This is a genomic window from Desulfovibrio legallii, from assembly GCF_004309735.1.
Taxonomy (GTDB): domain Bacteria; phylum Desulfobacterota; class Desulfovibrionia; order Desulfovibrionales; family Desulfovibrionaceae; genus Desulfovibrio; species Desulfovibrio legallii.
The window spans coordinates 40,439-52,302 of sequence record NZ_SIXC01000013.1; the positions used below are offsets into that span (position 1 = coordinate 40,439).

General features: G+C 63.0%; 10 protein-coding genes. 7 read left to right on the top strand and 3 right to left on the bottom strand.

Annotation, left to right across the window (positions count from 1 at the left end; translation table 11 throughout):
• Positions 1 to 41 precede the first annotated feature (41 nt).
• Positions 42 to 1,616 carry an outer membrane homotrimeric porin gene (locus tag EB812_RS10000; protein WP_165450936.1) on the bottom strand — a complete coding sequence of 525 codons (1,575 nt, stop codon included), beginning with the start codon at positions 1,614 to 1,616 and terminating at the stop codon, positions 42 to 44.
• A gap of 413 nt (positions 1,617 to 2,029) precedes the next feature.
• Entirely contained in the window at positions 2,030 to 3,244 is a 1,215-nt protein-coding gene (gene trpB / locus EB812_RS10005; protein ID WP_130958233.1) for a tryptophan synthase subunit beta, read from the bottom strand.
• Positions 3,245 to 3,564: 320 nt separating this feature from the next.
• On the opposite strand from trpB, the gene thyX reads away from it, so the two are divergent.
• Positions 3,565 to 4,380: an FAD-dependent thymidylate synthase gene (thyX, locus tag EB812_RS10010; RefSeq protein WP_118229502.1), complete on the top strand. Its 816-nt coding sequence runs from the start codon at positions 3,565 to 3,567 to the stop codon at positions 4,378 to 4,380.
• Here the strand turns inward: thyX and EB812_RS10015 are convergent.
• Entirely contained in the window at positions 4,377 to 5,768 is a 1,392-nt protein-coding gene (locus tag EB812_RS10015; RefSeq protein ID WP_130958234.1) for an O-antigen ligase family protein, read from the bottom strand. The genes thyX and EB812_RS10015 overlap by 4 nt on opposite strands.
• Before the next feature lie 194 nt (positions 5,769 to 5,962).
• Between EB812_RS10015 and EB812_RS10020 the strand changes: the two genes are divergently transcribed.
• The 6 genes from EB812_RS10020 to mnmA all read left to right on the top strand — a co-directional run bounded on the left by EB812_RS10020 (position 5,963) and on the right by mnmA (position 11,831).
• Positions 5,963 to 6,652: an NYN domain-containing protein gene (locus EB812_RS10020; RefSeq protein WP_242621270.1), complete on the top strand. Its 690-nt coding sequence runs from the start codon at positions 5,963 to 5,965 to the stop codon at positions 6,650 to 6,652.
• A 349-nt stretch (positions 6,653 to 7,001) separates the two neighbouring features.
• Positions 7,002 to 7,745: a basic amino acid ABC transporter substrate-binding protein gene (locus EB812_RS10025; protein ID WP_118229504.1), complete on the top strand. Its 744-nt coding sequence runs from the start codon at positions 7,002 to 7,004 to the stop codon at positions 7,743 to 7,745.
• A gap of 61 nt (positions 7,746 to 7,806) precedes the next feature.
• Positions 7,807 to 8,550 carry a basic amino acid ABC transporter substrate-binding protein gene (locus tag EB812_RS10030; protein WP_130958235.1) on the top strand — a complete coding sequence of 248 codons (744 nt, stop codon included), beginning with the start codon at positions 7,807 to 7,809 and terminating at the stop codon, positions 8,548 to 8,550.
• An 83-nt stretch (positions 8,551 to 8,633) separates the two neighbouring features.
• A complete protein-coding gene (locus tag EB812_RS10035; protein WP_118229506.1) occupies positions 8,634 to 9,434 on the top strand; it encodes an amino acid ABC transporter permease in 801 nt (266 codons plus the stop codon).
• Entirely contained in the window at positions 9,421 to 10,218 is a 798-nt protein-coding gene (locus EB812_RS10040) for an amino acid ABC transporter ATP-binding protein (RefSeq protein WP_118229507.1), read from the top strand. The genes EB812_RS10035 and EB812_RS10040 overlap by 14 nt, the downstream gene beginning before the upstream one ends.
• 518 nt (positions 10,219 to 10,736) lie before the next feature.
• Positions 10,737 to 11,831 (top strand): tRNA 2-thiouridine(34) synthase MnmA, encoded by a 1,095-nt coding sequence (gene mnmA / locus EB812_RS10045; RefSeq protein WP_118229509.1) that lies wholly within the window; start codon positions 10,737 to 10,739, stop codon positions 11,829 to 11,831.
• Positions 11,832 to 11,864: the final 33 nt, after the last annotated feature.

Genomic DNA, 11,864 nt, shown 5'->3' on the forward strand with positions numbered 1-11,864 from the left:
TTGCGGCTTCCCCCTTATAGGCTCTGTAAGCGCGTGCGCTCTTAGAAGGAGTACACGAAGCTCAGGTTCACGTTCCAGGGGTCACGCACCTGATCGCTCTTGCCGTTCAGCTTGCTGTCGCCCCACACGGAGTCGGACTGATCCAGCCAGGTGGCGATGTACGCGGCGTCCAGGAAGACGGTGAAGTTTTCGTACATCTTGTAGCTGTTGGTCAGGCCCACTTCCATGGCGGTGTCGTTGGTGGTCAGGTACAGGGGATCCATACCCACGCCGTAGGCATTGGCGCCGTCATAGACATCTGCGCGGCTGCTGGCGCTGCTGCGCAGATACCGCTTGGCCATGGTGGTGCTGTTGGTGCCACCCATGACGTTCAAGCGCAGGGTGTGCTTCAGGTTCTCCACGAAGCTCACGTCCTTGACGCGCACGCCGATGCCCCAGGTGCCGGTCATGGAGTCGCTCAGGATGGCTTCACGGGCGATATAGGGGTTGCCGTTGAGGGCGAAGTTGGAGAACTCGTTGTTGCCGTTGGCGTGCAGGGTAGGCATGCGCTCGGAACCGTTGGCCGGGTTGTTGTCGTCGCCGGAGCCGTACCAGCCGTACAGGCCGGGAACGCCCCAATCCAGCTTGTATTCAAAGAGCAGAGAGGCCAGCCAGCCGGCGCGGTTCAGGCGGCTGTCGTCATAGGTCACGGAGCCGTAGTTGAAATCCCACGCGATGCGGAAGGGATCAAACATGGTCACGTCGCCGGTCACGCCCGCCCAGATGGCGTTGCCGTATTCAAACAGGCCCTTGCCGTCAGGCGTGCCGTCCTTGTGGAGCGCGCCGCCCACGGGCAGCATGCCAGAAGCGAGGTTCCGATAGGCGTTGCCGTAGGTTGAGCTGCTGGTGCTGCTGGTGGGGTCGGCGAAGTTGCCGTCGCTGGTGCGGAAGGCGTTGGGGCCGATGCCGGCGTACATGGCCCAGGGGGTCACCTTCACGCCGTCAAAGGTCAGGGGCAACAGCAAGGCAACAAGGTCCACATTGTCCATGTAGTTGTTGCGGGTGCCGTTACGGTAGTCCTTGTCGGAGAAGTTGTCGTTGTAGGGGCGCGCCCAGAAAGCGGAGAGGCCCACGTTCTCGTTGAACTGGTAGGAGGCCACCACGGCGGCCACGTCGTCGTTCAGCACGCTGCTGGCATTGGTGGTGAAGCTGGGCAGGGCCAGGCCCTGGATGCCCATGCGCACCTTCAGGTCAGTCTGGGGCACCATCCAGTCGATGTAGGCGTTCTTCACTTCCACAACCTGGCCGTCAGCGCCCAGCGCGCCGCCCTGTTTATTTTTGCCCCAGGTCTGATCGCCGATTTCAAAGAACACGGTGCCGGACAGGGCTTCGGAGGCCACGGCGTCCAACTGCAGGCGCACGCGCTGCTTGGCCTCAAATTCGTCTTCATTGGCGTAGCGGCCGCCCTTGACCCCATTAAAGCCGGTCTGGCCGTTGCCGCCGGTGAAGCCGCCGTTCTGGCCGTAGTCAAAGCTCATGATCCACTGGCCCTTCGCCTTGAAGTCGATGGCGCTGGCGCCCGTGGCAGCGCCGAACACAAGGCCGGCCGCCAACAGAAGAGTAGCGATCTTTTTCATGGTTAACCTTCCTTTCTTTTGCCCCGCATGGGACGATGGTTTCACTGTAAACGCCTGTGGAGCGGTTTCCCGCTTCGTTGAGAATATATGCAAGGCCCGTGCACTTTGCAAGCGGAATCGTGCAAAAATTTTTACCCTTCGCGGTCCTTTTGGTTCCTCCTGGTATTTTTATCCGTAAAATCGTTATATTAAATACTTTCTAGAGAGAAAGTTTTTTTGGAGACAGGGACGACGAAGGGCCCATGATAGAAAAATTTTGCCGCATTTGCCCGTCATTTGCCCGTCATTGGCCCGTTAGCGCTTGCGAATGCGACGGTATAAAAATTTTTCCGTGTCATTTTTGTGACGCGGCCTGCAGCGGTCATGGAAGGTAAAACCGGCCGCAGACCGCGCCTGGGTGGGGAGCTTTGCCGTTATGCCGGGGGCGTTTCCCGGCCCAGGGCCGCCACCTGGGCCACATCCTTGTCGCCCCGGCCGGAGAGGTTGACCAGCAGGATGGCCTCGGGCGGCAGGGTGGGGGCCATTTTGAGGGCCTGGGCCAGAGCATGGGAGGATTCCAGCGCCGGGATGATGCCCTCGTGGCGGGAGAGGGCGAAAAAGGCGTCCAGGGCTTCCTGGTCCGTCACGCTCACATAACTGGCGCGGCCCGTATCCTTAAGCAGGGCGTGCTCCGGCCCCACCGAGGGATAGTCCAGCCCTGCGGAGATGGAGTAGACCTCCCCGGCTTCGCCCTTGGCGTCCTTGATCATATAAGAATTAAAGCCGTGCAGCACCCCCGGCTCGCCCAGGCAAAGGGAGGCCGCGTGCTGGCCGTAGCCTGTGCCGCGCCCGCCGGGCTCCACGCCGATGAGTTTGACTGCCGCGTCCTGCAAAAATCCGGCGAACAGCCCGATGGCGTTGGAGCCGCCGCCCACGCAGGCCAGGCAGGCGTCGGGCAGGCGGCCCGTCTCGCGCAGCATCTGGGCCCGGGCCTCCCGGCCGATAACCGACTGGAAGACGCGCACTATATAAGGATACGGGTGCGGCCCCACGGCCGAGCCCAGCACATAGAACATCTCCGGGTCGTTGACCCAGAGCTCCAGCGCTTCGTCCACGGCTTCCTTGAGGGTGCGCTGGCCGCTTCTGGCCGCCACCACCCGCGCGCCCAGCATCTGCATGCGCACCACGTTGAGGTGCTGGCGCTCCATATCCACTTCGCCCATGCAGATGGTGCACTCCAGCCCCATAAGGGCCGCGCTGGCCGCCGTGGCCACGCCGTGCTGGCCCGCGCCCGTTTCGGCGATGACCCGCTTTTTGCCCATGCGCCTGGCCAGCAGGCACTGGCCCAGGGTATTGTTGATTTTGTGCGCGCCCAGGTGGTTCAGATCCTCGCGCTTAAGCCAGATCTGCGCGCCCTTGCCTTCGCGGCTCAGGTTGGCGCAGTGGAACACGGGGCTGGGGCGGCCCGCAAAGTGTTCGTTAAGGCTGTCCAGCTCCCGCTGGAATTCCGGATCGGCCTGGGCGGCCTCCATGGCGCGGTTCAGTTCGTCCAGCCGCGCCTTGACCGGCTCCGGCACATACTGGCCGCCGTATGCGCCGAAAAAGCCCTTGCTGTCCGGTTTGTCGCCGGAAGTGGATTGATCGCTCATGCCTGCTCCTTACTGCTTCAGATTTCGTTTCCAGATTCCGTTGAGGTTTGGGCGCAACGGGCCCCGCACCCCGTCGCCGTAGCACGCCGTGGAGGGACGGCGTGCGCGGGCAGGCGGCCGACAGACCCTGCCTTGCCGCCCCTTCGCCGTAACAAAATATTCTGGCGGGGGGGCAAGCGGCTGTCAAGGCGCATGCCCCTGCAGCGGGCGCACGCCTTGCCGCCCAGAGGGCTTTGGCCTATACTGCGCCTTCCCCGCGGGCGGACGCCGCGCGGCACCACATACGGAACAACAGCGCTGCGGCGCGGGTGACGGAAGCTATGCTGGAAGAAAAGTATACGGGCAAGGGCAAGGTCAGGCTGCTGGCGGGCGGCGGCAAAATCTACACGGACATAGCGGCCCGTTTTGTGCGCAGCGAGCGCAGTATGGACGATATTGCGGCCTCGCCCTATTCCCGCAAGATTGTGCAGAACATTCTGGAGTCCGGCCACCGCGCCGCGTTGGAATTCGATTTTTTTCTTTTTGGCGTGGAGGGCTACTCGCGCGTCACCGAAGTGCAGCTGGTGCGCAAGCGGCTGGCCTCCTACCTCATCAAATCCGGCCGGGCGGAGCTGGGCGGCAAGCGCAGTTACAGCGTGGTATATCCCCGCCGGGTGGCGGACTTTGCGGCGCGGGTCACCTTGCCGGACGGGCGCGAAACGTCCCTCAGCGGGCGTGATCTGGCCGATTTATCCCGCCAGTGGTACGAGGCCGGACTGGACGCCGGTCTGCCCGAAGAAGATCTGCGTTATCTGAAGCCCCAGGCCACGGAATTTAAGGCCATCATCGGCATGAACGCGCACGCCCTGCTGGACTGGTTCGCTATCCGCTGTTGCCGCAACGCCCAGCACGAGATCCGCCATCTGGCCTGGCAGATGCTGCGGCTCTGCCGCAAGGCCGCGCCCGATTTGTTTGTGGGGGCGGGCCCCAGCTGCGTGCAGCTGGGCTACTGCCCGGAAAACCGTCTGCAAAATCCGCGCTGTCAGGGGCGCATCCTGACCAGGGACGCCGCCCTGGAGCTGCTGCGCGCCCGCGCCGCAGAGCGCAACGCCCCCTTGCCGCCCGCCCCGAACGAGTTTGACGAGGACGAGGCCTAACCCTGCGTCCCCGCCGGGGCGGGAGCCTGTGCGGCGCCGTGTCCGGCGCGCGCCGGGCAGGCCGGTTCCGGCCCGTTGCACACGGCCCCCAACATGACGCCCAGATGGCTCATGGCCAGAGCCAGCCACCAGATGCGGTAAAAATCGTGGCCGAAAAGGCCGTTGGCGAACCAGGCGGCATAGCCCAGCCAGAACCAGGCCGTCAGCCGCCAGTAGACGCTGCCGTAGCCGGCGGCCCGTTCCGCGGCCAGCCGCGGGCGGATGCGCGCATAGCCCCACCACAGAAAGCCCAGCAGGGCGGTCATGCCCAGGGCAAAGCCCACCAGGCCGTGAGCGTAGAGGATATCCAGATACAGGTTGTGAGGATGGCTGATGGTGATGAGGTCTTTTTCCGGAGCGAGGCCCAGAGCGCGGAAGGCTTCATTATAAGTGCCCGCGCCGTTGCCCAGCCAGGGGTGCTGCATAAAGACGCGCCAGCCCAGTTCCCAGAGACTCCAGCGGCCATCTTCCACCACGGCGTCCACCTGAGCCCGGCCTTGCAGGGCCAGCACGGCCAGCAGCAGGGTCAGGGCGCAGAGGGCGGGCTTGAGGCGGCGACCGTCGGGCCAGGCCAGCACAAACCAGAGGGCCACGGCGGCCGCCAGGGCCAGGGCCCCGCTGCGGCTGGCCGCGCCCACCAGCAGAAAAAAAGCCGGCCAGAGCGATGCCGCCCACAAAAAAACCGCAGCCGCAGGCGGGAGAGCCCGGCGCAGCAGAAACCAGAGGGCGCAGGCCGGCACCAGGGCCAGGGCAATGTAGTTGCCCACGGTGTAGTCGCCCAGGCTGCCCGTGAGCCGCCCGGCGTTGGGCTGATAGCCCATGATGAAGTCGTAGCCCGTGCAGGCCTGCCACAGGCCGTCCAGACCCTGCCAGAAGCAGGCCAGCACGCAGGCCCAGACCAGACGGCGCAGATCTTTTTCGTCCCGCACGCATTCCATGGCGATAAAGGGCAGGATAAAGCCTTTGTTGATGCCCGTGCCCGCGTGGAGCAGGGAAGTCCACACGTCTTCGGAAAAAAACACGCCTATGAGGATCATGCCGCCCAGGCAGTAAAACAGCGGACGCACGGGCAGGCGGCAGAGCACGCTTTGCCGCCAGGCGCGGCGGTAGTAAAGGAGAAGAAAGACCAGGCAGACCAGGGGCGTGACCTCACGCAGGCCGTAGCCCATGGGAAAGGTGGCCAGAGAAAACCAGAAGGACCAGAACAGGCAGATCCACGGAGCCTGACCAGAAGGGTCGCGCCAGACCGAGGCCGTCAGGCTGCACAGGCGCTGCGCGCCCTGGGCCAGGGCGGTCCGGGCCGCTGCAAGGCGACCCGCTGGACTACCGTTGTGTTCTGTTGCTTCCATACACGCTCCCGGCGCAGTTTTCATGAAGGTGGCCCGTCTTTTGCGCCGTACGGTGGCGCTTCCGTGCGGAAGGCACCGTATCAAGTTGGGGCACAATTGAAAAGAAGGCTGGGCCCCGCAAAAATCTTGCCTTGACGCGGCACAGAAAATATACTTCTTTTCTTGGCTTCGACTTTTATTTTGTAGAGGATACTATGGCACGTTTTACTGGTTTTGATGAAGTGCTCAGCGCACTGTATGTGGATTTTGACAACATTTATACCAGGTTTCTTGAAATTGACCCAGAAGCCGCCCGGTCTTTTGGATCCGCCCCCTACCGCTGGGTGCGCTGGATCGAGAACCACGCCCTGCGCATTCTGTACGGCGAGGGGGTGCGCAGGCGCATTCTCAAACGCATGTGCTACCTCAATCCGCAACGCTATCAGGAATTCCGCAATCCCTTCATCCGCAGCGCTTTTCAGGTGGTGGACTGTCCGCCGCTGACCTCGCGCGGCAAGACCAGCACGGACATCCACCTGGTCATGGATTGTATGGACGACCTCTCGCATACCACCCATTTTGACGAATTCATCATTCTTTCCGGCGACGCCGATTTCACGCCCCTGCTCATCCGTTTGCAGGAGCACGCCCGCCGCACCCTGGTGCTTTCTGTGGGCTATTCTTCGCCGGCCTATACGGCGGCGGCCTCCTGGCGCATCCGTGAAGACTGGTTTCTGCAGCAGGCCCTGCGTGATGAGCGGCCGGACGATGCAGAAAACGAACCCCAGCAGCGCCCGTTGCCCTCCCCGTCGCATCCGTCCGTGACGGACGTGGAGGAAGGGGGAGCGGACGGGCCGGAAGGCGCTGAGGACGATACGGACCCCGCCCCCGGCAACCGTTGGTAGTAATGGGTTTGGGTGGGGGTTGCCCTTGACGCGACCCGCGCCCGAAGCTACATAGAACCACGTTCTTTTCTGGTTGGTTGCCCGCCTGCGGGGGCCGTGCCGGAGTGGCCAGCGCGGCGGCCTGACGCAGCCGCGTTGGCAAAAACCCCCGGTTCCGCAGGACGGGCCGTCGCTGTTACGGGCCATTGCGGGCCACGCCAGAGGCGACGGCGTCCCCCACAGGCGCCAGCAGGAGAGCTTTGCGCACGGTTTGCGCCGCCGCCCGGCAGCATGCCCGCGCGTGCGGTTTCGGGCGCGGTTGGCCCGCCCCGGCCATTGAACCCACCAACCCCATTGTCAAGGAGGTTCCATGTTTCGCCGAATCACTCTCGCTCTGCTGGCGCTGACCCTGTGCTGCGGTCAGGCCCTGGCCGCCGACAAGTACATTGTGGCCAGCGACTGCACCTGGCCCCCCATGGAAATGCTGAGCGCCGACAAAAAGCCCGAAGGCTTCTCCACCGACTACATCCGCGCCGCCGCCAAGGCCGCCGGTTTTGAGGTGGAAGTGCGCAACATCGCCTGGGACGGCATCTTCGGCGGCGTGGCCACGGGCCAGTACGACATCGTGGCCTCGTCTGTGACCATCACCGAAGAACGCAAAAAGCAGTTCGATTTTTCCGACCCTTATTATGAAGTGGTCCAGGCCGTGGTGCTGCCCGCGGGCAAGAGCATCAAGAGCCTGGCCGACCTCAAGGGCAAGAAGGTGGGCGGTCAGATCGCTACCACCGGCATCTTCGTTATGCGCAACGCCAAGGTGGGCGCGGAAATCAAGGAATACGACGACGTGGGCCTGGCCATTCAGGATCTGCTGGGCGGCCGCATTGACGCCGTCATCTGCGACGACCCCGTGGCCATGTACTATGTGAATAAAAAGGCCGACACCGCCGGCAAGCTGAACATCTCCTTCAAGGCCGCCGAGAAGGAATACTACGGCTTTACCGTGCGCAAGGGCCGCAAAGACCTGCTGGAAAAGCTCAACAAGGGCATTCAGGCTGTTAAAGCCTCTGGTCTGGACAAAAAGCTTGTCCAAAAGTGGATGGGCACAACCAACTAACGGACGCGGGGCGTCCGGCCCTGCACGCCGGACGCCCCGCAAGCCTTTGTAAGGAGATCGCATGAGCCGTCATTTGACCCTGGCCCTGCTGGCGCTGCTGCTGCTCTGCGCGCCCGCCCGCGCCGCCGAACACTATGTGGTTGCCACCGACTGCACCTGGCCCCCCATGGAACTGCTGGACGAAAACAAACAGCCCACGGGTTTTGACGTAGACTACATCAAGGCCGTGGCCAAGGCCGCGGGCTTTACCGTGGACGTGCGCAACATCGCCTGGGACGGCATCTTCGGCGGCGTGGCCACAGGCCAGTACGACATCGTGGCGGCGGCCACCACCATTACTGAAGAACGCAAAAAGCAGTTCGATTTTTCCGACCCTTACTATGAAGTGGCCCAGGCCGTGGTGCTGCCCGCAGGCAAGAGCATCAAGAGCCTGGCCGACCTCAAAGGCAAGAAGGTGGGCGGCCAGATCGGCACCACCGGCGTCTTCGTCATCCGTAAATCCGGCGTGGCCGTAGACCTCAAGGAATACGACGACGTGGGCCTGGCCATTCAGGACATGCTGGGCGGTCGCCTGGACGCCGTCATCTGCGACGACCCCGTGGCCCTCTATTACGCCAACAAAAAGCCGGACACCGCCGGCAAGCTCAACCTCTCCTTCAAAACGGCCGAAAAGGAATACTACGGTTTTACCGTGCGCAAAGGCCGCAAGGACCTGGTGGACAAGCTCAACAAGGGCATCAAGGCTGTGCGGGCATCGGGCGAAGAAGCCCGCCTGCTGGACAAATGGATGGGCGTGGACCGCTAGTCCGCCGCTCCGTTGCAACAGCTCCCTGCGGACGTCCGGGGTCTCCCGGACGTCCGCCATCCCATTGCCTATAAGAGACCGATATGCAGGATAAAAAAGACGGCAGCAAGGGCAACATTATTATGGTTACGGACGGGGCCTCCATCCCCGATCCGCGCGAATGGCGGCTTATCAACGCCTGGTCCCTGGCCCTGGCCGGCGCGCTGATCACCCTTGGCAGCCTGTGTCTGCTCTGGCCGGAACCCTACCTGCGCATCCTGCTCTACCTGCCGGACGGCGTGCTGATCACCTTTAAAATCACGCTGCTCTCCATCTGCTGTGCCGTGCCCCTGGGCCTGCTCACCGGGCTTGGCCGCATTTCGGACAACCGTCTCATCAACCTCGTGGCTTCCACCTATGTGGAGGTTATTCGCGGCATTCCCCTGCTGGTGCAGATTTTTTACATCTACTATGCCATGTCGCGTTTTGTGCAGGTAAGCGGCATCACCTCCGCGGTGGTGGCCATCAGTTTTTGTTATGGGGCCTACATGGGCGAGGTCTTCCGCGCCGGCATCACGGCCATCAACAAAGGCCAGAGCGAGGCCGCCCGCTCCCTGGGCTTCAACCGCTACCAGACCATGCGCCATGTGGTGCTGCCCCAGGCCATGCGCACCATTTTGCCGCCCGTGGGCAACGAATGCATCGCCATGCTCAAGGATACCTCCCTGGTTTCCATCATGGCCGTGCCGGACATCATGCAGCGCGCCCGCAGCTTTGTGGGCACCACCTACCTGTATTTTGAAACCTACACTATGGTGGCCCTGCTCTACCTCATCATTACTCTGGTGCTCTCCAAAGCCGTGAGCATCATGGAATCCAGGCTGAACTACTATGACGGAAAGTAACGCCACCCCCCAGGGCGTCGCCCCTGCGGCCACAACCCCCGCAGCGGACGCGGCAGCCCCCATCATTTCCATTGACCACGTCTGGAAATACTTCGGCGCACTGTCGGCCCTGCAGGACGTGAGCCTGGATATCGCCCCCGGCGAGCGCGTGGTCATCATCGGCCCCTCAGGTTCCGGCAAGTCCACGCTGCTGCGTTCCATCAACCGCCTGGAAGAGATCGACCAGGGCAGCATCATGGTCCAGGGCAAGGACATCCAGAGCGACGCGAATAATATCAACGAAATGCGCCAGAATCTGGGCATGGTCTTTCAGCAGTTTAATCTTTTTCCCCATAAAACTGTGCTGGAAAACCTTACCCTGGCGCCCATCATCCTGCGCAAACTCTCCCGCGAGGACGCCGACGCCCGCGCTTTGAACCTGCTCAAAAAAGTGGGCATCAGCGATAAAGCCAACGTCTATCCCGCCATGCTCTCCGGCGGCCAGCAGCAGCGCGTGGCCATTGCCCGCGCCCTGGCCATGCAGCCCGCCATCATGCTCTTTGACGAACCCACTTCCGCTCTGGACCCAGAAATGGTGGGCGAAGTGCTGGACGTTATGGTCAAACTGGCCGAAGAAGGCATGACCATGATCTGCGTCACCCACGAAATGGGCTTCGCCCGCACCGTGGCCGATCGTCTTATTTTTATGGATCAGGGCCAGATTGTGGAAATGGGCAAGCCGGAGACCCTCTTCACCCACCCCCGTCACCCCCGCCTGCGTCAGTTTTTGAACCAGATTTTGTAGGGGAAGAGTAAAGGGATTTTGTGGGGGGAAGGGAACTTTTGTTCACCAAAGTTCCCTTCCCCCCACGCCCTCCCTTCTTCAAAAATCTTTTCTTGTTTCAGGCGACGCTCAGGGCAGGCCCCGCCCTGGTGCAGAGAGGGAGACGGTTTCTGTATGCTGCAGCCGTGCGCTTCCGGAGCAATATAAAAAACTGATGGATTGCCGTATTCCGAAGGTCTTCTTCTCCGGCAGTTGGCACGGCACAACGGGTGCGGTTGCGGAGAGCCCTGCGCCGCCCAACCGGGCTGGGGGAGAGGCTGACGGCATGCCCCGGATTCCCCTGCTTTTAGAGCATGTAACACTTGAAATGCTCGCTTACGGCAGGCAAAAGCCTGCCTTCTCGCATTTCGTGGCAAGGATTTTCAAGAAAATCCTTGCAGAGCAGTTAGCTCATTTCATTCGCTAACTGCTCTAGCGTAACGCCCTTCCCCGCATTGGGATCCTTTGGTGAGAGTATGTACGCGCATCCGGCAAAAACAATGCAAACCGTGGCTGTAGCCGTGAGCGGCGGGGTGGACAGCCTGTGCGCCCTGCTCTTGCTGCGTCGCGCGGGGCACAAGGTGCTGGCCCTGCACGGGCGTTTTCTGCCCGAGGGGCCGGAAGACGCGCCTCTGGGGCTGTACCGGGCCTGTGCCGCCCTGGACGTGCCCCTGCATGTGGTTGATTTGCGCCAGGGCTTTGCGCGCGAGGTGCTCACGCCCTTTGCCGCCGCCTATGCCGCCGGGCGCACGCCCAACCCCTGCGCCCGTTGCAACCGCGCCATTAAGTTCGGCGCGCTGCTGGACGCGGCCCTGGCCCTGGGTGCAGACCGCCTGGCCACAGGCCACTACGCCCGGCTGGTTCCCGGCCCGGACAGATCGGAGCTGCCGCTTCTGGCCACGGCGCAGGACGCCGCCAAGGACCAGAGTTATTTTTTGAGCCTGGTGCCGCGGCAACGCCTGGCCCGCGCGCAGTTCCCTTTGGCCGGACAGGACAAAACGACCACCCGCGCCCTGGTGGCGGCAGCCGGGCTTACAGTGCCCCTGCCGGGTGAAAGTCAGGATATCTGCTTTGTGCCCACACCGGAGAAAGGGGCTGGCAACGAGGCCTACAGGCCTTTTCTGGAAAGCCGCTGGCGCGCGGCCGGGCTGGACGCGCCCGAACCCGGCCCGGTGCTGCTGGCCGACGCCCAGGGCGGCCTGCGCGAAATCGGGCGGCACCGTGGCCTCTGGCGCTATACCGAAGGCCAGCGCAAGGGCCTGGGCATTGCCTACAGCGAACCTCTCTACGTATTGCGCAAGGACAGGGCCGCCAACGCCCTGGTGGTGGGCCCCCGCCACCTGCTGGGCATGCGTTGGTGCCGCACGGCGCGGGCCAACCTGCTGCTGCCTCCGGAGTTCTGGCCGGAGGCGGTTTTGGTGCGCTTGCGTTACCGGCAGCGCCCTGCCTCGGCCCAGGTGCGCGTTGCTGCGGACGGCGGCCTGCACATTTCGCTGGCGGAACCGCTTTTCCCCTCCGCTCCCGGCCAGGTGGCCGCTGTGTACGACCCCGCAGGCCGCGTGCTGGCCGCCGGCGTGGTGACGCTTATGGGCTGAGCCCCAGCCGCAGAAAGTTTTGACCATATTCCT